Raw genomic sequence first — 20858 nt, 5'->3', positions numbered from 1 at the left:
ATGGCGGCTGGACCAAGCTAGGAAGCGATCTGGCAATTGTCAATCGTGTTGACAATTGCCGATGCAGCCCGTAGCGTCATGTCAGGGAGGAACGCATGGTCGGTAATGCCGTGTTCCGCGTAGAGGGACTGAGGAAATCCTTTGGCCATAACGAGGTGCTAGGCGGCGTCTCGGTCGAATTGCATGCCGGCGAAGTCACCGTGCTGATGGGCGCCAACGGCGCCGGCAAATCCACCCTCGTCAAGATCATCTCCGGTGTCTACGAACGCGGCGGCGGCACGATGGCGCTCGCCGACCAGGATTTCGCACCGAAAACCCCTGCCGAAGCGATCCGCGCCGGCGTCGTCACCGTGCACCAGAATATCAACGACGGTGTCGTCGCCGATCTCGACGTCGCCACCAACCTGACCCTCGACCGACTGAGCGGCAGCGGTGCGCCGACCCTGTTCAATCCAATGCGCGTGCGGCGGGAGGCCAAGGCGGTTGCCGAGCGCATGGGGCTGACCATCGATTTGAAGGCGCGGGTGAGCGATCTTTCGCTGGCCGATCGTCAGATGGTGGCGATTGCCCGCGCCCTGGCGCACCAGCCGAAAGTGCTGATCCTCGATGAGCCGACCTCATCGCTCTCCAGCGCCGAGGCTGATCGGCTGTTTGCGCTGATCGACAGGCTGCGCGAGCAGGGCGTGGCGGTCCTCTACATCTCGCATCGCATGTCGGACATCAGGCGGTTGGCTGATCGCATCATCTCGATGCGAGACGGGATCATCTCGGGCATTTTCGACAAGAAACCGCTCGACTATGAGGGCGCGGTCAATGCCATGCTCGGCCGCAAGATCCATCTCGACCAGATCGTCGTCAGGAATTCGGCCAAGGCCGTCCTCAAGATAGAAGGTCTGCGCATTGCACACGGCGCTCGGCCGATTTCGCTGACGCTCGGCGACGGCGAGGTCGTTGCCATCACCGGCCTCGTCGGCGTCGGCAAGACGGCGCTTGCCGAGACGCTGTTTGGCGTGCGCCAGCCGCTCGCCGGTACAATGACGCTGAACGGCAGGCCTTATGCGCCTGAAACAGCCGGCGAGGCGATCGCCGCCGGCGTGTTCCTCGTCGCCAAGGACCGCGGCGAGAACGGCATCGTCCAAAGCTTCAACATCCAGGAAAATATCAGCCTGCCGTTTCACAAGCGCATGTCGCGCTTCGGCATCCTGAGGCGCCGCCTCGAACGCACCACGGCACGCCGGCAGATCGAGGAGCTGAGCATCGTCTGCCGTTCCGAGAAGGACGAAATGTCGGAGCTGTCCGGCGGCAACCAGCAGAAGGTGATGGTCGCCCGCTGGATGGCGCAGGAGGCAAGACTGTTCATTCTGGATGAGCCGTTTCAGGGCGTTGATATCTCGGCCCGGCGCGACATTGCCGCCAAGCTCAGGGCCAGTGCCAACGGCCGCGCCACGCTGCTGTTCGTCACCGAGCTCGATGAGGCGCTGGAGACCGCTGATCGCATCCTGGTCATGTCGGAACAGACCATCGTCGGCGAGCACCGCAATGCCGATGTCGATCTCGACCGCCTGTTGGCCGAGGTCGCCGGCGGGCCGCTGCACAGTGCCGCCTGAGCCCGGGCGATAGGAATTGGAATGGAGAGAGCATGGGTTCGGATTGGGTAAAGACGGCAGCAGCGCGCGGGAGCGCCGGATGACATTGCGCGACCACGCCATCCGCTACGGGTTCATCGTGCTCTTGTTCGGGCTCGTCGCCTATTTCTCGATCGCCGCCGACGGTTTCGTTTCGCCGCAAAGTGCCGTTTTCATCTTCCAGTCGGTCGCCATCACCGGCGTGCTGGCGCTCGGCGTCACCGCCACGCTGGTCGTCGGCGGCTTTGATCTGTCGATCGGCTCGGTCGCCACCTCAGCCATGATGGCGGCGGCCTATGTCATGGTGGTGCTGGAGCAGAACGCCCTTGTCGCGGTCGTCGTCTGCCTGCTCATCGGCGCCATTGTCGGCCTGATCAATGGCTGGTTGATCGTCTACATGCGCGTGCCCGATCTGCTGGCGACGCTCGGCATGATGTTCCTGCTGGTCGGCCTGCAGCGCATTCCGACAGAAGGCCGCTCGATCGCCACCGGCATGACCATGCCCGACGGTTCGGTCGCCAACGGCAAATTCTCCGACGCCTTCCTGGCGCTCGGCCGCCACCGCTTCGACTTCTTCATCCCGAACCTCATTCCGGTGTCGGTAGTCGTGCTGCTCGTGCTCGCCGTGCTGATCTGGTTCTTTCTCGAATACACCCGCTTCGGGCGCATGATGTATGCCGTAGGCAGCAATGAGCGCGCCGCCGAACTCGCCGGTGCGCCTGTCAAGGCATACAAGATCTGGGCCTACGTTATTTCAGGAGTTTTTGCCTCGATCGGCGGTATTTTGCTCGCTGCCCGGCTTGGACGCGGCGACATCGCCTCGGGTAATAATCTGCTACTCGATGCGGTCGCCGCGGCACTGATCGGCTACGCGGTGCTAGGTGCCGCCAAGCCGAACGCCTTCGGCACTGCCATCGGTGCGCTGTTCGTCGGCATCTTGCTGCAAGGCCTGACGATGATGAACGCGCCTTACTACACGCAGGATTTCGTCAAGGGCGTGGTTCTGGTCGTCGCCCTTGTCTTCACCTTTGCGCTTTCGGGCAGGGGCAGAAGGTAGCTTTCGACCGGAACAGGATTTTGGGTTTAACAAGAGTGGAGGAAAACAAAGTGAGCATTACAAGAAGACTTCTGGGGAAGGTGGCGCTCGGATTGGCCGGCGCAACCATGCTGATGCAGGTCCCGGCTTTTGCCGCGGACAAGCCGGCGCCTTTCGACAAGCCTGGCGTCAAGATCGCGCTGGTGCGTTATCTCTCGACCGGTGACTTCTTCCAGGCCTATCTCTCGGGCGTCGAGGCACAGTCGAAGGCGCTCGGCATCGACCTGCGCGTCCTCGACAGCCGCCAGGATGCCGCCCTTCAGTCCGACATGGTCGATCAGGCCATCGCGCTCGGCGTGCAGGGCATCATCATCCAGCACGGCCTGACGGAATCGATGAAGGACGCCGCCCAGCGTGCGGTCGACGCCGGCATCAAGGTGGTGGCGTTCGACGTCAATGTCGAAAATCCCAAGATCCCGCAGATCGAACAGTCCGACCGCGACCTGGCGCGCCTCGCGCTCGAGCAGGCTGTCAAGGACAATGGCGAAAGCTGGAATGCCGGCTATGTCTATGTCGCCGGCATCGCGCCGCTCGACCGCCGCAACGAGACCTGGGTCGACGTCAAGAAGAAGTATGCCGGCATCAAGGAAGTCGCGATGTTCGGCACGCTCGACAATCCGATTGCCAACTCCGTCGCCAACCAGGCGCGTTCGGTGCTAACGGCGCATCCCGACATCAAGGTGATGTTCGCTCCCTATGACGAATTCGCCAAGGGCGTGAAAATCGCTATCGACGAAGCAGGCTTGAACAAGGGCATCAAGATCTATTCGGCCGACATCTCGACGTCCGACATCGCTGCGATGCGTGAGCCCGACAGCGCCTGGGCCGCGACCGCCGCGACCAATCCGGCCGTCGTCGGCCAGGTCTCGGTGCGTGCGCTGGCGCAGCTGCTGGCCGGTGAAGATCCCGGCCACAACGTCGTCGTGCCGCCGACGCTGATCACCCAGAAGGACCTCATCGACAAGGACATCAAGAACATGGAGGACCTGTCGGCCAAGCTGCCGCAGTTCGCCCACGCCGATGTCGCGATGCCGGCCTGGATGCCAAACCCGAACGCCAAGTAACTTTCGCTGTCGAAGGCCGCTTGCAGTCGCTTGCTGCAGGCGGCCTTTTGCCGAATATTCGCAGAGCCAGTCACTGGTTCTGGAAGGTTCGGTGCGTAAATGGAAGCACAGGCGGCAATCGAGAAAAACCTGTCCGGCGCCGTCGCTGGAACATTGTTTCGATGCCCGCACGCTACCACCGGCGTGGTGGTGCTGGGTGGATCGAGTGGCCGCATCGATGTCGGGCGTGCACGGCTCTTTGCAAACCAGGGTTCGTCGGCCCTTGCCCTGCAATGGTTTGGCGGTGAGGGCCAGCCTCCCGGAATATGCGAAATTCCCCTCGAAACCTTCTTTGCGGCAACCGACTATCTCATTGGAACGGGATGCCGCCGCATCGTCTATGTCGGCACATCCAAGGGTGCCGAGGCATCACTCCTTGCGGCCGTCCATGACCAGCGCATCAACGCTGTGGTCGCCATCAGCCCCTCATCGGTGGTTTGGGGAAATATCGGTGCGGGCCGGGATGGCGTCAGCTGGCCTGAGCGGTCCTCATGGTCGCTCGACGGTATCCCCCTGCCATTCGTGCCGACAGATCCGGATTGGGTACCCAAGCTCGTGGATGGTCTGGTGTCTTACAGCGGATTATTCGAACGCAGCTTGAAAACCTTCAAGCGGGAGGCGAATGCCGCGACCATCCCGGTGGAAAAGATATCGGCCGAGATTGTGCTTGTCGCGGGTGGCGACGATGCGCTGTGGCCCTCCCTATGGTTTGCGGAAGAGATTGTCCGGCGGCGCGGCAAAGCCGGCAAGATCACCCACCTCGTTTCATCGCCGGATGCGGGGCACCGAATTCTCTTACCGGGGGAGATCACGCCGCGCTCGGTGTCGCATGAGCATGGCGGCAGTGACGAGGCTGATTCGAGGCTGGGAACCAGGGCCTGGAAACACATCCTAGAGTTGCTGTAGCACGCGTTTCGCGGCGGCTGAAGAATGCTGGTCGTTCCAGAAGTCGAGCACAGTCGAGATTATTGCCTCTGGCGCGTCTTCCTGAACGAGATGTTTGGCATTTGGAACCGTGATGAACGGCGCACCGGGGATGCGGCGCGCGAGTTCTCGCCCGTCGTCGAGCGGAATCCACTCGTCGTCTTCACCCCACAGGATCGTCACAGGGCAACGTATCTCGCCATATCGCCACTCGACCTCTCGACTGTACTTGTCGTCCATCTGTGCGATCTGACGCCAAAAAGCCTTCTGTCCTTCGTCTCCAAGCCATGGCTGCAGATAGAGCTGCATTTCGTCCGCGCGCAATGCGTTCGCGACAGCGCCGCCGATATAGGCGCGAAGCATGGCTTCATGGATATAGGCCGGCAGACTGGCAAACGCTTTCTCGTTTTCTTTTGCCGCTTGAACCAAGGGCGATCCCTGAGGGCTGATCGCGACCGGATCGATCAGCACCAGTGAGCGATAATCGAGCCTGTTGAGAAGGTGGCCACGCAACGCGACGGAGCCGCCGAAGTCATGCGCCACAATGTCGGGCAGCTCCAGCTCCCAGTGAGCGTAGAGCGCCGCGAACAGCTGGTTTTGAATGCCGCGCGACACGTCCGCGTCGGGCTTGGCGGATTGCCCGTAGCCGAGCATGTCGAAATAGTAGATCCGGCGCCGTTGCCCGAGCCAAGCTGCAATCCGCCGCCATTCCACCGACGAGAACGGGGTGCCATGAAGCAAGACCGCCGGCGGGCCGTCGCCGATCGTTCCCCATGCGATCGGGTGACCCGAAAAAATAAAGCGTTCGGGCAGGGACCAGTTTTCGGCTGGCATGAGGGAACTCCTCGAGAAGGCAAAAATTTGGCTGCTTGACCTTGCTCGATCTCAATGGCCGGTCGGGTCGAAAGTTCCCAACCGCCCTTTCTCCAGCGCGTTTCCGGGCAATAAGCTCAAGTTTCGGAGTTGCACCGCACCTTTTCGTCTAACGGATCTCTACATCAGCGCAGCGCTGCCGCGATATTGCCGCCATCGACCGTCGTCACATCGGCGGTGGTGCGGTCGGCCAGCGCGTGATGCAGGAAGGCCTGCGCCACGTCCTGCGCCGTCACTTCCTGGCCGAGCAGATTGCCGGACATGTAGTCCTTCTCCGACACGCCGCGCGCGCCTGAGCGGCTGGTAATCATGGCGTCGGTCAGAAGCCCTGAGCGGATGCGGTCGGCGTTGACGGCGTTGGAGCGGATGCCATGCGCGCCATAGTCGAGCGCGTATTGCCGGGACAGGAACAGCGTCGCTGCTTTCGGCACGCCATAGGCGCCGAACTTCGGACCTGGATTGACCGCCTGCTTGGAGGTGTTGAACAAAAGCACGCCGCCTGTGCCCTGCTCGAGCATGATGCGCACGGCATTCTGCGCCACCGACTGATGGGCGAAGAAATTGAGTTCGAAACTCTTGCGCAGGAGTGCGTCATCGAGCTCACCGATGCGGCCTTCCCAGGCCGCGCCGGCATTGGAAACCATGATGTCGACACCGCCGAACACGGCGACGGCTCTGTCGAAGGCGGCACGCACCTGCGCCGGGTCGGTGATGTCGGCTGCGACGCCGATCGAGTTGTTGCCGGCCTTCTTCGCCGCGTCGGCAGCCTTTTCGGCGTCGAGATCGACGACGACGGCATGGGCGCCATTGTCGGCGAACAATTTGGCTGTCGCTGCGCCGATCGCGCCGGCGCCGCCGGTGATCAGCACCACCTGGCCAGTCAGTGGCTTCGGCTTGTTGGACGCGAGCTTGGCCTGTTCCAGCGACCAGTATTCCAGCGGGAACAGATCGGCCTTGGAGAGCGGGTGGAAACGGCCGACCGCCTCGGCGCCGCGCACCGCCTCGATCCACATCTCGCCGACATCCGAGGCGATCTTCGCGTCCTTCAGCGTGCGGCCGTGGCCGAACATGCCGAGGCCGGGCACCAGCGTCAGCCGCGGCATCTGGTCGAGCATGGTGCGCTTGACGTCGTCGAGCGAATCATTGGTTTCGAAATAGGCGCGATAATCATTGGCGAACGCGTCGACATGGCTCTTGATCACCGCCTTGTAGTCGCCGGCCTTGTCCGCATCGGGCGCCGGCAGCGCCATCGGCCCGGTCTTGATGCGGATCGACAGATCGGGTGTCGACACGCCGCGTCCGGCATAATCGGCAATCTCGGATGAATTGATGAAATCGACGATTGCCGGCGAAGTGCGGAAGTCAGAGATCATGCGGTCGAAGCGGCCTTCGCCGCGCGCTACCGCCACCGCTCCGCGCAGCATCGGCGCAATGGACGCCGGTGTCGCGAGCTTTGCCGGCAAGACTGCCTTTGCCGCCTTCGGCTTGCCGCTTGCGGCAATGAAGTCCTCGGCGACATTCACATAGTGGATCATCCGGTCGTAGGCCTGTTTGGCGTCGTCGCCGAAGGTGAAGATGCCGTGCTTGTCGAGGATCAACCCTTCGACATCAGGGTCGGCATCGAAGATGTCGGCCGCCGCCTTGGCGAGGTCGAAGCCGGGCATGATATAAGGCACGTAACCCATCTTGCTGCCGAAAACCGTCTTCACCAGCGGCTTGGAGTCCTCCTGGTCGACGATGGCGAGGATGGCGGTCGAGTGCGTGTGGTCGACGAATTTGTGCGGCAGGAAGGCATGCAGCAGCGTCTCGACCGAGGGGTTGGGCGAGGATGGATCGATGAGGTTGACGCGTTGCAGCGCGACCATGTCCTCGTCGGCCAGTCTGTTCAGCGCGCGCGCCTTGAGCAGCGGCTTGAGCTTGACCGCCGGCAGGCCCTGCGGCTCGATGACGCCCATGTCCCAGCCGCTGCCCTTGACGCACAGCACGTCCCACTGGTCGCCGACGAGATCGGTGGCCGTCGTCTTGCAGGAGGTGTTGCCGCCGCCATGCAGAACCAGCCGCGGTTCGCCGCCGAGCAGCCGGGTCGTGTAGACGCGCAGCGCCAGGTCGCGGCCGACACCCTTTTTCGCGTAGTCGGCGACGAGTTTTTCGGCTGCTTCGTCATTCCACAAGTTCTTCATGTTCGCTTCGTCCGGTTGCTGTCTTTGTTGGTGAAACAGGATTGCCGCGACGCTTTGATGACAATGCCCCGGCAGCGGAGAGGAGGATTTCTAGGAGGCCTTTTCTATGGTGGCAGCCGCATGGTCCAGGAGCCGCTGCGCCATGTGCGCGCCGACCACCAGATGCGTGCAAAGGCCGCCCGCGATCGCCGCGAGCAGCGGTTCGAACTTGCTGTCCTCCTGCACCACCACCAAACGCCTGGCGATGGCGCGCAGCGAGGCAAGCTCGGCGGAGATCACCCGCCTGTTATAACTGCAGTCGAGCACCTTGCCCTCGGCGTCTATGATCTGCCCGGCAATCACGCCGGCAGCGCCTTGGCTGCGCAGATCCGCCATTTCACTGGGCGTCAGCGCGCCGCATTTGACCAGATGGCTGTCGGCGTCGACCGCGCCGACCGAGTATAATGCCAGGTCGCATTCGCTGACACCCGACAATTGTTCCCGGATCACCGGCTCGGCACGCAGCGCCCGCGCGAGTTCTTCCGTCGACAGCACCAGCGGCGCGTAGAAATTGAGCCCCTTGGCGTTGAGCCGCCGCGCGATCTCCATGGTGCATTGGTCGGGCCGATAGGAATAGGGTGCGCCGAGATTGCCGCAGAGCTGCACCACAGTGACGTCCTGCAGATCGGCATAGGACATGACGTCGGCGATCATGTAGACGGTTCGGCCCCAGGCAACGCCGATGCGGTCGCCCTTCTTGACCAGTTCGAGAAAGACACTCGCCGCCAGCACGGCGATTTCCGTCGACGGGTCGGCAATATGATCATTCTCCGGTGCGATCCAGACGGCGTCGAGGCTCAACGCATCCTCGAGCTTGCGCGCCAGCACGTCGTCGGTGAAAAGCTGGGTCGAAGTCGAGATGTTGACGATGCCGGTCTCGCGAGCCTTGCGCAGGTACATGGCGACTGAGGCACGGGAAATGTTAAGCTGGCTCGCCACCTGGTCCTGCCGCAGGCCATGGGCATAGTAGAGCCAGGCGGCCTTGTGGATGAGTTGTTCTGCCGGTCGGATCGCCATGCCGTCTCCTCGGCTGACATTATTCACGGCTCTCGACAAAAGTCAAACTGGGCAGAGGTATGCGATGCTCCCGCTTACGCCGAATCTGGTTCATCATTGCGCCGAATGCGCTCTGTCGTGGCATCGTTTGTGGTGACGCGGCCCGAGCCTGTGATTAGAACGTCTGAAAGAAAACCGCGGGGGAGCATGGGATGGGCAGTCCTTACGAACAGGATCTCGACAAGAACGCGGCCAACCATCAGCCGTTGACGCCGCTCACCTATCTGGAGCGCGCGGCCAAGACCTATCCCGACCATATCGCCATCATCCATGGCCGCCAGCGCATCGACTATCGCACCTTCTGGCAGCGGTCGCTGAAGCTTGCCTCGGCGCTCGACAGGCGCGGCATCGGCAAGGGCGACACCGTCACCGTCATGCTGTCAAACACGCCGCCGATGCTGGAGGCGCATTTCGGTGTGCCGATGACCAAGGCGGTGCTGCATTCGCTCAACACCCGCCTCGATGCCGCGGTCATCGCCTTCCAGCTCGATCATGCCGAGACCAAGGTGCTGATCGTCGACCGCGAATTCTCCGGCGTCGTCAGACAGGCCCTGGAACTGGCCAAGGTCAAGCCGCTGGTCATCGACTATGACGATCCCGAATACGCCGCCGACGCGCCGTACCCGAAGGGTGAGCGCATCGGTTCGCTCGACTATGAGGACTTCATCGCCGGGGGCGCCGCGGACTTCGCCTGGTCGATGCCCGACGATGAGTGGGACGCGATCTCGCTGAACTATACCTCCGGAACGACAGGCAATCCGAAGGGCGTCGTCTACCACCATCGCGGTGCCGCGCTGATGGCCTACACCAACACCATTCATGCCGGCATGGCCAAGCACGCTATCTATCTCTGGACGCTGCCGATGTTCCACTGCAATGGCTGGTGCTTTCCGTGGACGCTCGCAGTCCAGGCCGGCACCCATGTCTGCCTGCGCTGGGTGCGGCCGAAGCCGGTCTACGATGCGATCGCCGATCAGGGCGTCACCCATCTGTGCGGCGCGCCGGTCGTCATGTCGGTGCTGATCAATGCCAGGGACGAGGACAAGCGCGTATTTCCGCAGACGGTCACTTTCAACACCGCCGCAGCACCCCCGCCGGAAGCGGTGCTATCGGGGATGGCGGATGCCGGATTTGCCGTCACCCATCTCTACGGCCTGACCGAGACCTATGGCCCGGCGGTCGTCAACGAATGGCATGGCGCCTGGGATGATCTCGAAAAGGGCGAGCGCAGCGCCAGGAAGGCGCGGCAGGGCGTGCGCTATGCAGCGCTCGAAGGCCTGACAGTCATGGACCCCGAGACGATGCGGACGACACCGGCCGATGGCGAGACCATCGGCGAGGTCATGTTCCGCGGCAACATCGTCATGAAGGGCTACCTGAAAAACCGCAAGGCGAGCGACGAAGCCTTCGCCGGCGGCTGGTTCCATTCCGGCGATCTCGGCGTCATGCACCCCGATGGCTACATCCAGCTCAAGGACCGCTCCAAGGACATCATCATCTCCGGTGGCGAGAACATTTCCTCTATCGAGGTCGAGGACGCGCTCTACAAGCACCCGTCGGTTGCCTCTTGCGGCGTCGTCGCCAGGCCCGACGACAAATGGGGCGAGGTGCCTGTCGCCTATGTCGAGCTGAAGCCCGGCAAGATCGCGACCGAAGCCGAGATCATCGATCACTGCCGCGCGCTGCTTGCCCGGTTCAAGGTGCCGAAGGCGGTCATCTTCGCCGAAATCCCGAAGACCTCGACCGGCAAGATCCAGAAATTCCGGTTGCGCGAGATGGCAAAGGACCTGACTTCGTCATCCTAGGGTGGAGCAGTCGCGAAGCGACGTCGCGGAAACCCTAGGATCCATGCCGTGACCTCTCAGCCATGCTCCAACGTCGAGGATGACAGGGCGCGCTTACCAGCGTAACTTCTTGATCCGCCACACTCCTCAGCAGACGTCGCGGCATGGATCCTAGGGTCTGCGCCGCGTCGCTTCGCTCCTTGCTTCGCCCTAGGATGACGAATTCATCAGGGCCAGCCGCTAATAGCGATCGTCGATTCCACCTTCTCACTGTCACCATCTGTCACCATCTGTCACCATTCGTACGCGTACATCGAATCCGCGTTGACAGGCCGCTCTTTTCAATTTACGAGTGACGAAAATCGAAATTCGTCACTCGTAAATTGACAGAGGATCATGTCCGAAGCCGCCACCATAGTCGCCGAAGCCGCCCGACAGGAAAATGTAACGCGCATTCTCGATTGCGCCGAGCGCCTGTTCCGGCATTATGGCTACGGCAAGACCAATGTCGCCGACATCGCGCGTGAACTCGGCATGTCGCCCGCCAACATCTATCGTTTCTTCGCCTCCAAGGTCGAAATCCACCAGGCCGTCTGCGGCCGGATGCTCGGTGCCAGCTACAAGATGGCCTACGAGATTTCGCGCCTGCCGATCAGCGCCGAGGAGCGGCTCCGGCGTTACGTGCATGCGCAATACAAGATGACGATGGAGGTCATGCTCGACGACCAAAAGGTCCACGAGATGGTCATCGTCGCCCTCGAACGGGATTGGGGTGTGATCGACAAGCATGTCGACAGCATCCACGACCTGTTTGCGGAAATCATTCGTGACGGCATCGAGGCCGGTGAGTTCAGAAAACAGGATCCGGTGATCGCGTCTCGCTGTTTCGGCGCCGCGACCGTCATCCTGTGTCATCCGCAGATGGTGGCGCAATGCCTTGCCAAGACCAACCGGGCAATGCCTGACGACCTCATCGACTATGCAATCAAGGCTTTGAAGTAGCCGCCGCCCGCCGGGCGCCGGTTCAACGATTCATCTCCATTTCGGGAGTACGCGCGTGTCTTCGTTCAGTTCAATCATCGGCAGGCTGCCGGCTGTGGGCCCGGTGCTGCTTGTCACCGCCACTCTCGGGCTTGCCGGCTGCAGCCAGGAAAAAGCCGGAGTCAAGGATATTATCCGTCCGGTCAAGGTTGTCGAGATCGCGAAGGTGCATGACACCCGCATGCTCTCCTATTCCGGATCGGTGCGGGCCCGCACCGAGAGCGCTCTGGCGTTCCGCGTCAATGGCAAGATCACCGAGCGCCTCGTCGATATCGGCCAGCATGTGGCCTCGGGCGATGTGCTCGCCCGCATCGATCCCATTGACTACGACCTTTCGGTCAAGAGCGCGCAGGCAGCGCTCGATGCCGCCGAGCGGCAGGTCGAGACCGTAGAGCTTGCCCGCAAGCGTGCCGAGCAGCTTTTTGCCAAGAATTTTGCCCCGAAATCACAGCTCGAACAGGCGACCTTGACCTATGACCAAGCGGTCGCCACGCGTGATTCCGCCCTTTCGACACTTGCTCAGGCGAAGAACCAGGTCGGTTATACCGATCTCAAGGCCGACAGGGATGGCATCGTCACCACCGTCAGCGCCGACGTCGGCCAGGTGGTCGGTTCCGGCACGCCGGTTGTTACTGTCGCTGTCGACGGCGAAAAGGAAGTGCTGATCGCCGTTCCCGAAATGGAAATCGCCGAATTCAAGCCGGGCAAGGCCGTCAAGGCGGGCTTCTGGTCCGACGATGCGCTGGCGCTCGATGGCAAGGTCCGCGAAGTCGCCGGCAGCGCCGATCCGCAGTCACGCACCTTTGCCGTCCGCGTCAGCCTGCCCAACGATCCGCGTGTGCTGCTCGGCATGACCGCCAGCATCGAAGCCTCGGCGGCCAATGAGCGGCAGCTGGTCTCGATCCCGCTGAGCGCACTGGCCGAGCAAGGCACGCAATCGATCGTCTGGACCGTCAATCGTGGCGCCGACACCGTTCATGCCCGTCCGATCAAGGTCGCCGAATTCGCCGCCGATGGGGTGCGTGTCGCAGAGGGTTTGAACCCCGGCGATGTCGTGGTCGCCGCCGGCACGCAATTCATGACCGAAAACCTGAAGGTGAAGCTCGCCGGTGAGACGGCGCTGCAATCGGCATCCGCGGCAGACGGCGACGCCAAGCAGGTGCGCTGACGACAGACAACCGGCTGCGCGTTCCCGCAGTCGCTGGTTTCCGGGCGGCAGGCGCCCGACCGAGACGCTCGATTGATGTAACCCCCACGTCGATTTCGCGTCCCACCGCGATGAGCGTTTCTCCTCTCGGAGAGCCTTGCCGCCCGGAAGCCACTACGAACCCTCGATTTTGTTGCGCTAGATAGATGGACCAGCGTCGATGACCAATTCCACGGAAGAGAAGCGGCCCTTCAACCTGTCGCGCTGGGCAATCGGCCATCCCGCCATTGCGCGGTTCCTGTTCGGCCTGATCATCATTTCCGGCGCGCTCGGCCTGATGCGTATGGGCCAGAAGGAAGATCCCGATTTCACCTTCCGGATCATGGTCGTCCAGGCGATCTGGCCGGGCTCCTCGATCAAGGAGATGGAAGACCAGGTCGTCAACAAGATCGAACGCAAGCTGCAGGAAACGCCGCATCTCGATTTCGTGCGCTCCTTCACCCGCGCCGGCAGCGCCATCATCACTGTGCAGATCAAGGGCGACACCAACACCGCCGAGGTGACGGACGCTTTCTACCAGGTGCGCAAGAAGGTCGGTGACATTGCCGGTGACTTGCCGCAAGGTCTGCTCGGCCCCTATTTCAACGACGAGTTCGGCGACACCTTCATCACGCTGCATTCGATCAGCGGCGATGGCTTCAGCTATCCCGAGCTGAAGAAGTTCGCCATCCAGGCGCGCGACATGCTTTTGACGACGCCTGGCGTCGAGAAGGCCGTTATCATCGGCGACCAGCCGGAAAAGCTCTATATCGACGTCTCGTCCAAGGCCCTGGCCGAACGCGGCCTGACGCTGACCGATCTGCAGAATGCGATCAAGGGACAGAACAATGTCGACCCGGCCGGCTCCGTCGATACCGGCACCAACTCGGTACGCATCTCCGTCGAGGGCGATGTCGGCAAGGTCGAGGATATCCGGAACCTGCGCCTGCGCGCCGGCGGACAGGTCACAAGGCTGGGCGACATCGCCACGGTGACCTCGGGGCTGGAAGATCCGTTCCAGCGCAAATACCGCTTCAACGGTCACGACAGCGTGCAGTTGGGCGTCGTCATGGCCAAGGGCTTCAAGGTTACCGACGTCGGCAAGGATGTCGAGGCCACCTACAAGCGCTTCGAAGAGGCGCTGCCCTACGGCGTTGCGGTCGACCAGATCTCCGACCAGCCCGGCGTCGTCACCGATGCGGTGGCCGAGTTCATGCATGCGCTTGGCGAAGCGCTGCTGATCGTGCTCGTCGTCTCGTTCCTGTCGATAGGCTGGCGTTCCGGCCTGGTCATCGCCATCGCCATCCCGCTGGTGCTGGCTGCGACCTTCGCCATCATGTACGAACTCGGCATCGACCTGCAGCGCATCTCGCTCGGCGCGCTGATCATCGCGCTCGGTCTTCTGGTCGACGACGCGATGATCGTCGTCGAGATGATGGAGCGCAAGCTGGAGGAGGGGATGGTCAAGGTCGAGGCGGCGAGCTTCGCCTATTCCTCGACCGCCTTCCCGATGCTGACCGGCACGCTGATCACCACAGCCGGCTTCATTCCGGTCGGCTTCGCGGCCTCGACCGCCGGCGAATATGTCCGCACCCTGTTCTATGTCGTCGGCATCGCGCTGATCGTCTCCTGGTTCGTCGCGGTCTATTTCACGCCATGGCTCGGCAACATGATCCTCAAGCAGCGCAAGCATGCCGGCAGCCATCACGATGTCTTCGACACACGTTTCTACCGCCGGCTTCGTGCTACCGTCAGCTGGGCCGTGCGCCATCGCATCATCGTCCTGGTGATGACGCTGGTCACCTTCGGCACCAGCCTGTGGGCTTTCCAGTTCATTCCGCAGAACTTCTTCCCGCAATCGTCGCGGCCGGAAATCCTTGTCGACCTTTGGCTGCCGGAAGGCACCAGCATCAAGGAAGTCGAGGCGCAGGCCAAGGCGCTCGAAACCAAGATGATGGACGACAAGGACAAGCGTTTCATCGCCACCTATATCGGCGAAGGCGCGCCGCGCTTCTTCCTGCCGCTCGACCAGCAGCTGAGCAACCCCAACTTCGCCCAGCTGCTCGTCATGGCTAATGACGAACCGGCCCGCGAACGGCTGATCGCCAAGTTGCGCACCGTCCTGGCGCAAGACTTCCCATCCATCCGTGCCAAAGTCGATCGTCTGTTCCTCGGCCCGCCGACCGGCTGGCCGGTGCAGATGCGCGTCATGGGGCCGGATCGCCAGGAGGTGCGCCGCATCGCCGACCAGGTGAAGGCGAAGTTCCGCGAGGATCCGCTGCTTGGCGCCGTGCATGATGACTGGCTGGAGCCGGTTCCGGCGATGAAGCTGGTCATCGACCAGGATCGTGCCCGCGCACTCGGCGTCACCTCGCAGCGCATCCGCCAGATGCTGCAGGCGGCGATGTCCGGCGCGCCGCTCGACGACTTCCGCGACGGCGAGGAGACGGTGTCCATCGTCGCCCGCGAGCCGGATGCCAGCCGCAGCCTGCTGTCCTCGGTCGACTCGGTCTATATCCCGACCGACTTCGGTGGCTTCGTGCCGCTGTCGCAGGTTGCCAAGGTGGTGCCGGTGCTGGAGCAAGGCATCGAGTGGCGCCGCGACCGTCTGCCGACCATCAGTGTGCGGGCAACGCTGCCCGACGGCGTGCAGTCCAATGACGTCGTCACCAAACTGTACAAGGATATGCAGGGCCTGCGTGACGGATTGGCGCCCGGCTACAAGGTCGAGATCCAGGGCGGTGCGGAGGATTCGGCGGAAAGCCAAGCTTCGATCGCCGCCAAGGCGCCGATCATGCTGGCCGTCATCGTCGTGCTTTTGATGATCCAGCTGCAGAACTTCGGCAAGGCGATGCTGGTGCTGGCGACCGGTCCGCTTGGCATTATCGGTGCTGCCGCGGCACTCTTGATCAGCGGCGCGCCGTTCGGCTTCGTCGCCATTCTCGGCGTCATCGCGCTGCTCGGCATCATTATGCGCAACTCGATCATCCTGGTCGACCAGATCGACCAGGACATCGCCGCGGGCATGGACCGCTACGAGGCGATCATCGGTTCGGCCGTTCGCCGTTTCCGGCCGATCACGCTGACGGCGCTGACGGCGGTGCTGGCGCTGATCCCGATCTCGCGCGGCGTCTTCTGGGGTCCGCTCGCCTACGCCATGATGGGCGGCATCCTCGTTGCCACGGTGCTGACCATCCTGGTCCTGCCGGCCGGTTACGCCCTGTTCTTCGGCCAGGAGCCGAAGAAGCGCGGGGCGGAGGGGCGGACGGACGATCTGGAACTGAGCCAGGAAGCCGAAAAGCCGCAACTGGCGCTGGCCGCCGAATAGATCGATCACGCCAGTCGAAAAGGATCGGACGCGCCGAAGCGCGCCCGGTCCTTTTCACTTTTACGAGGTCAGATGACGAAGAACCAGTTGGCGAGCAGCATCACCACCACGCCGGCGACCAGCGTCAGATAAGGCAGCATCCCCGCCTTTTTGACCGAGAGGTCGGCCCCCGTCATGCCGAGATCGGCCAGCATGTGGTCGGGGAACTTGCCCTTGTCCTGGATATAGTGGCGGAAGCAGAACACCGGGATGATCAGGGCCGCGGTGATCAGGCCGGCCCACAGCGCCATCGGGTTCCACACCTTGGCGCCGGCGCCCATGAAGATCATGTTGACATAGGCGAAGATCGCGCCGACGCCGAGCAACCAGCTCGGTGCTTTCCAGGGCCGGGCGATATGGCCGTTGTCGATGCGGTGGATCCAGCCGGCGTTGAGGTTGAGGAAGTTGAAGATGATATAGCCGCAGTTCGACACGGCGAGGATGAAGAAGAAGCTCGTCGCGTCGGCAGAGGCGATGGCCAGCACGATCAGGTTGAAGACGAGATCGGTCCACATTGCCCGCGTCGGCGCGCCATGTTCGTTGACATGGCTGAGATAGCGCGGCAGCCAGCCATCGACCGAGCCCTGGTAGAGCGTGCGCGAAGAGCCTGCCATGGCGGTCATGATGCACAGAACCAGAGCCAGGATCATCAGCATCACCAAGAGGCTGTGGATCAGTGCGCCGCCGCCGACCATGCCGGCCAGCGCGTCGGCGACACCGGAGCCGTCGACGATCGGTGTCGCCAGCATGCCGTTGAGGCCAAGCACGCCCTGGAAGGTGAACGGCACCAGGATGAACAGCAGCATGCACAAAAGGCCGGAATAGAAGATCGCCTTGAACGTGTCGGTGCCCGGGTTCTTGAACTCCGAGGTGTAGCAGACGGCGGTCTCGAAACCGTAGGTCGACCAAGCGGCGATGAACATGCCGCCAAGCACCAGCGTCCAGCCGGCAATGTTCCAGGCGCCGGGTTCGGGCGCATAGGCGGCCGCCAGCGGCACCAGCGGCGAGAAATTCGCCCAGTTGATCTGGCCGGTGACGATCGGCACCACGCCGACGATCAGCATCGGAATGATGACCAGCAGGCCGATATATTTCTGCACGTTGGCAGTGCCGAGGATGCCGCGATGCTGGATGGCGAAGATGATCAGCATCAGCACCGCACCGATGAAGAAGGTCGCGTTGAGGGTGAACGAGACCGGCCCCAGCGTGTGGCTGTAGAGCGTCCAGTTGCGGATCACCGGCGTTGCCGCGGCGGTCACCGCCGTGATGGCGTCGGCGGCACTCGTCCCGGCATGCGCGGCGATATAGGCGACGACTTCGGGCGAGGCATCGGTGAACAGCGGCACCGGCGCCAACGCGTTGAGGATATAGGCGGCGGCGATCGAGCAGCCGAGCGATAGCACCGGCGACCAGGCGAACCAGTTGCACCACACCGACAGCGGCGCGATGAACTTGGAATAGCGCAGCCATGCGGTGGCGCCGTAGATCGACGCGCCGCCCGACTTGTTCGGAAACAGGCCGGCGATTTCGGCATAGGTGAAGGATTGCAGGAAGCCCATGATCATGGAGAAGATCCAGATCGCGAAGGCCAGCGTGCCGGTCGTGCCGGCAATGCCGCCGATCGAGAACAGGACGAGGGCAGGCACACCGCTCGCCACCCAGAAGGCGCCGCGCCAGTCGATATTTCGGTGCAACTTGCCTTCGGCAAGCGGCTCCAGGACAGTCACTATCGTGCTCATATGTCTTTGTTCCCCATTTTGATGTTCCGCGTTCGTGACCGCCGCGGCTTCGCGAGGCTTCACCATCGACGCATGCATTGTTCGACTGCCGGTGTTTCCACTCAGTCGTATTTTTTTCTTAACAGTGAAGATTGATCCGGCGCGCTTTCAGGTCAAGCGAATTGTCGCGCCGTGCACATCCCGCTTGCGAAACATGTCAGCTTCACACTGGCGGGCAGGATTGTTCGGAAAAGGACCAGGGGTCTGGAAACGAAAAACCCGCCGGAGGCGGGTCGCGGCGCAAATCAGCACCATGGACGAATATGTAGCATAGCTGCCCTCAGCAGGTCAAGAAAAAATTCCTATCACGAACTGCCAGCACGGCCTCACTGTCTTGGGAGGAAGGCCGTCAGGAGCGTGGTTTGGTCTTTTGCGGATCGTAGTGGGCGAAGGCGACGACGCGCGCCGGCAGCCGCTTGGCATGGCCGTCGAGCTTGCCGATCTCGACCTCGGTACCGACAGCTGAATGGGTGACGTCGAGCCTGGCCAGCGCGATGGTCTTGTTCAGCATCGGAGAACGCATGCCCGACGTGACCACGCCGATCTGGGCGCGGCCGACATGCACGCAATCGCCATGGCCGACGTCGACATTGGCCTCGATGTCGAGGCCGACCAGCTTCGTCTGCGGGTGCTCCTTGCGGCGGATCAGCGCTTCGCGGCCGATGAAATCGTCGGTCTTGCTCTTCAGCGGCACGGTGAAGCCGATGCCGGCCTCGAACGGGTCGGTCTGGTCGGAGAATTCGTAGCCGGCGAAGATCAGCCCGGCCTCGATGCGCACCATGTCCAGCGCCTGCAGCCCCATCGGCTTCAGTCCATGCGACTGGCCGGCTTCCCAGATGGCGTCGAACACTTTTTCGGCGTCGCGCGGATGGCACCAGATCTCGTAGCCGAGCTCGCCGGTATAGCCGGTGCGCGAGACCACGACCGGAATGCCGTTGCCGCCACCAATGCGGGCGACGGCGAAGCGGAACCATTCGAGTTCGTCGATCGATGGCTGCAATGGCGAAGTCCAGATCACTTCTCGCAGGATGTCGCGGCTCTTCGGACCCTGCACGGCGACATTGTGCATCTGGTCGGTCGACGAGCGCACCAGCACGTTGAGACCCAGCTTGGCGGCCGTCTCGCGCAGCCATTCGCCGGACAGATCGTCGCCGCCGACCCAGCGGAAATTGTCCTTGCCGAGCCGCAGCAGGGTGCCGTCGTCGACCATGCCGCCATGCTCGTAGCACATCGCCGAGTAGACCACCTGGCCGACGCCCAGCTTCTTGACCTCGCGGGTCAGCGTGTATTGCAGCAGCGCTTCGGAATCCGGACCGGTAACCTCGAACTTGCGCAGCGGCGACAGGTCCATGATCACCGCGTCCTGCCGGCAGGCCCAGTATTCGGCGATCGGCCCGTCCTTGGCGAAGGAATTGGCCAGCCAATAGCCCCTGTACTCGCCGAAGTTGCGGGTGTGCTTGGCAAAGCTCGAATGAAAAGCTGTCTCGCGGGTCATTTTCGGTTCCGAATCGGGCGTCATGCGTCTGGCGATCGCTCGCGAGAATTTGTGCTGGCCGGAATAGGTCCGCACATGGATGTCGGTCGGGTTCCAGCCATTGGCCGGCGTCGTGTCGTCGGGGCAGGCGGAGGAAACGCAGACGATGTCGGTGAGCGCCCGCAGCAGCACGTAGTCGCCCGCCCGCGACCACGGCTCGTCGGACACCATGACGCCATGCGCGTCGATCGCGGTGTTGAAGAAGAAGTTGATCGCCATCCAGCCGGCGCGGGGCGTGACGCCTTTGTCCAACAACGCGCGATTAAAGTTCTCAGAGCAGTTGGTGTGGCCGGGATAGCCGATGTCGTCGTAATATTTGGCGGCGCAGGCGAGCGCGAAGGCGTCGTGCCGACCGCATGTGTCCTGCACCACCTCGACCAGCGGCTCCATGTCCTGGTCATAGTATTTGGAATGCAGGCCGGGCATCGGGTAGCTCGCACCCATCAGCGTGCGCGTTGTCGTCACGTCGAGCGGATGATCCAGTCCCCTGTCCAGCTTGCGCGCCGAAAAGCACTGGAAGTCGGTGCACTGGCGGCCGTCGACATCGATGATCTGCAGATAGTCACCGGCCTTGACGAAATAGGCCTCCGCCGTCGCCGAATGGACACGCAAATCGAGCACCGGGTCGGCCAGCGGGTCCGCCAACAGCGATTTCGCCGCCGGGCGGATCGTGGCGCGGCGAACGATGGCGGTCAGCGGCGTCGCCGTGTCGTGACCGTCGACCAGCATCGGCCCGCCGGGGGCCGCAATCAGCATCGAGCCGTCACGCGTGACCGTGAATGTTTGTTCTGTACCGGCAGGCGTAGTGGCGCCGAACACCCGCACCGCCTTGGCATGGTCAAGCTGCACCTGCCGGCGCGCGAGCCCGCTCCGTAGCGATGCGAGGCTGTCGTCGTCCTCTATGAGCAGCGCCTTGATGCCGGCAGCGTTGCTGTCCGATGCTTCACCGAAAATGCCGGGATCGGTCGCGCCGGTCCTGTCCCAGGCCAGCAACTCGCAGGCCTGGCCACCCTCGACATTGCGCACGGTGATCGTGTCGCCGGCCATGATATCGATGAGCACCGCGCCATTGCCATGGATCGTATAACGCTCCATGCCCGGCGGCAGCGCGATCTGGCCGGGCCTCAGGATGAGGCTCGGCCGCGGCGGTCCGGCGGCAATTGCGGGGTAGGGCGACTGGCTCATCTCAGCCTTGCGGTTCGAGAAACAAGTTTGCCTGTGTGTGAAATTATTTTAGCGGTAAGAATAGCAGTGCGCGTGCGTTTGGCAAGG

Annotated in this window: 13 protein-coding genes; 8 read left to right on the top strand and 5 right to left on the bottom strand. The window is 62.7% G+C overall.

Annotation, left to right across the window (positions count from 1 at the left end; all coding sequences use genetic code 11):
- Positions 1 to 95 precede the first annotated feature (95 nt).
- The 4 genes from NKH97_RS02130 (at position 96) to NKH97_RS02115 (ending at position 4730) form a co-directional block, all read left to right on the top strand.
- A complete protein-coding gene (locus NKH97_RS02130; RefSeq protein ID WP_352440043.1) occupies positions 96 to 1607 on the top strand; it encodes a sugar ABC transporter ATP-binding protein in 1512 nt (503 codons plus the stop codon).
- A gap of 79 nt (positions 1608 to 1686) precedes the next feature.
- On the top strand, positions 1687 to 2682 hold the full coding sequence (locus NKH97_RS02125; protein ID WP_023808756.1) for an ABC transporter permease: 996 nt from the start codon (positions 1687 to 1689) through the stop codon (positions 2680 to 2682).
- Positions 2683 to 2732: 50 nt separating this feature from the next.
- A complete protein-coding gene (locus NKH97_RS02120; protein ID WP_352440042.1) occupies positions 2733 to 3785 on the top strand; it encodes a substrate-binding domain-containing protein in 1053 nt (350 codons plus the stop codon).
- A 99-nt stretch (positions 3786 to 3884) separates the two neighbouring features.
- On the top strand, positions 3885 to 4730 hold the full coding sequence (locus tag NKH97_RS02115) for an acyl-CoA thioester hydrolase/BAAT C-terminal domain-containing protein (protein WP_352440041.1): 846 nt from the start codon (positions 3885 to 3887) through the stop codon (positions 4728 to 4730).
- Here the strand turns inward: NKH97_RS02115 and NKH97_RS02110 are convergent.
- From NKH97_RS02110 to NKH97_RS02100, 3 genes are all read right to left on the bottom strand, one after another.
- Positions 4716 to 5582: an alpha/beta fold hydrolase gene (locus tag NKH97_RS02110; RefSeq protein WP_128302420.1), complete on the bottom strand. Its 867-nt coding sequence runs from the start codon at positions 5580 to 5582 to the stop codon at positions 4716 to 4718. The two genes, NKH97_RS02115 and NKH97_RS02110, sit on opposite strands and share 15 nt — an antisense overlap.
- Positions 5583 to 5746: 164 nt before the next feature.
- Positions 5747 to 7801 (bottom strand): bifunctional aldolase/short-chain dehydrogenase, encoded by a 2055-nt coding sequence (locus NKH97_RS02105; RefSeq protein WP_352440040.1) that lies wholly within the window; start codon positions 7799 to 7801, stop codon positions 5747 to 5749.
- A 90-nt stretch (positions 7802 to 7891) separates the two neighbouring features.
- Positions 7892 to 8857 (bottom strand): sugar-binding transcriptional regulator, encoded by a 966-nt coding sequence (locus NKH97_RS02100; protein WP_127291072.1) that lies wholly within the window; start codon positions 8855 to 8857, stop codon positions 7892 to 7894.
- Between the two features lie 191 nt (positions 8858 to 9048).
- Between NKH97_RS02100 and NKH97_RS02095 the strand changes: the two genes are divergently transcribed.
- The 4 genes from NKH97_RS02095 (at position 9049) to NKH97_RS02080 (ending at position 16235) form a co-directional block, all read left to right on the top strand.
- Positions 9049 to 10701: an acyl-CoA synthetase gene (locus NKH97_RS02095; protein WP_128302422.1), complete on the top strand. Its 1653-nt coding sequence runs from the start codon at positions 9049 to 9051 to the stop codon at positions 10699 to 10701.
- A 375-nt stretch (positions 10702 to 11076) separates the two neighbouring features.
- Positions 11077 to 11682 (top strand): TetR/AcrR family transcriptional regulator, encoded by a 606-nt coding sequence (locus NKH97_RS02090; RefSeq protein ID WP_023808749.1) that lies wholly within the window; start codon positions 11077 to 11079, stop codon positions 11680 to 11682.
- 55 nt (positions 11683 to 11737) lie between these two features.
- Positions 11738 to 12889, top strand: coding sequence for an efflux RND transporter periplasmic adaptor subunit (locus tag NKH97_RS02085; RefSeq protein ID WP_352440039.1), 1152 nt, complete (start codon positions 11738 to 11740; stop codon positions 12887 to 12889).
- 199 nt (positions 12890 to 13088) lie between these two features.
- On the top strand, positions 13089 to 16235 hold the full coding sequence (locus NKH97_RS02080) for an efflux RND transporter permease subunit (protein WP_352795271.1): 3147 nt from the start codon (positions 13089 to 13091) through the stop codon (positions 16233 to 16235).
- Positions 16236 to 16303: 68 nt separating this feature from the next.
- Here the strand turns inward: NKH97_RS02080 and NKH97_RS02075 are convergent, their stop codons facing one another.
- Positions 16304 to 18013: a trimethylamine N-oxide permease gene (locus NKH97_RS02075; RefSeq protein ID WP_128302425.1), complete on the bottom strand. Its 1710-nt coding sequence runs from the start codon at positions 18011 to 18013 to the stop codon at positions 16304 to 16306.
- Between the two features lie 388 nt (positions 18014 to 18401).
- Positions 18402 to 20771 carry a trimethylamine N-oxide demethylase gene (locus NKH97_RS02070; protein WP_352440037.1) on the bottom strand — a complete coding sequence of 790 codons (2370 nt, stop codon included), beginning with the start codon at positions 20769 to 20771 and terminating at the stop codon, positions 18402 to 18404.
- Between the last annotated feature and the right edge of the window lie 87 nt (positions 20772 to 20858).

The sequence above is a fragment of the Mesorhizobium sp. M0870 genome, from assembly GCF_040319775.1.
Taxonomy (GTDB): domain Bacteria; phylum Pseudomonadota; class Alphaproteobacteria; order Rhizobiales; family Rhizobiaceae; genus Mesorhizobium.
The sequence above is the reverse complement of the archived record's forward strand: the minus strand, read 5'-3'. Positions and strand labels throughout refer to the sequence as shown.

What these genes read in the sequence shown, in the direction of transcription:
- NKH97_RS02100 (WP_127291072.1), bottom strand. Translation starts at nt 8,857, where the DNA reads ATGGCGATCCGACCGGCAGAACAACTCATCCACAAGGCCGCCTGGCTC.
- NKH97_RS02105 (WP_352440040.1), bottom strand. Translation starts at nt 7,801, where the DNA reads ATGAAGAACTTGTGGAATGACGAAGCAGCCGAAAAACTCGTCGCCGAC.
- NKH97_RS02090 (WP_023808749.1), top strand. Translation starts at nt 11,077, where the DNA reads ATGTCCGAAGCCGCCACCATAGTCGCCGAAGCCGCCCGACAGGAAAAT.
- NKH97_RS02095 (WP_128302422.1), top strand. Translation starts at nt 9,049, where the DNA reads ATGGGCAGTCCTTACGAACAGGATCTCGACAAGAACGCGGCCAACCAT.
- NKH97_RS02080 (WP_352795271.1), top strand. Translation starts at nt 13,089, where the DNA reads ATGACCAATTCCACGGAAGAGAAGCGGCCCTTCAACCTGTCGCGCTGG.
- NKH97_RS02110 (WP_128302420.1), bottom strand. Translation starts at nt 5,582, where the DNA reads ATGCCAGCCGAAAACTGGTCCCTGCCCGAACGCTTTATTTTTTCGGGT.
- NKH97_RS02125 (WP_023808756.1), top strand. Translation starts at nt 1,687, where the DNA reads ATGACATTGCGCGACCACGCCATCCGCTACGGGTTCATCGTGCTCTTG.
- NKH97_RS02130 (WP_352440043.1), top strand. Translation starts at nt 96, where the DNA reads ATGGTCGGTAATGCCGTGTTCCGCGTAGAGGGACTGAGGAAATCCTTT.
- NKH97_RS02070 (WP_352440037.1), bottom strand. Translation starts at nt 20,771, where the DNA reads ATGAGCCAGTCGCCCTACCCCGCAATTGCCGCCGGACCGCCGCGGCCG.
- NKH97_RS02075 (WP_128302425.1), bottom strand. Translation starts at nt 18,013, where the DNA reads ATGAGCACGATAGTGACTGTCCTGGAGCCGCTTGCCGAAGGCAAGTTG.
- NKH97_RS02115 (WP_352440041.1), top strand. Translation starts at nt 3,885, where the DNA reads ATGGAAGCACAGGCGGCAATCGAGAAAAACCTGTCCGGCGCCGTCGCT.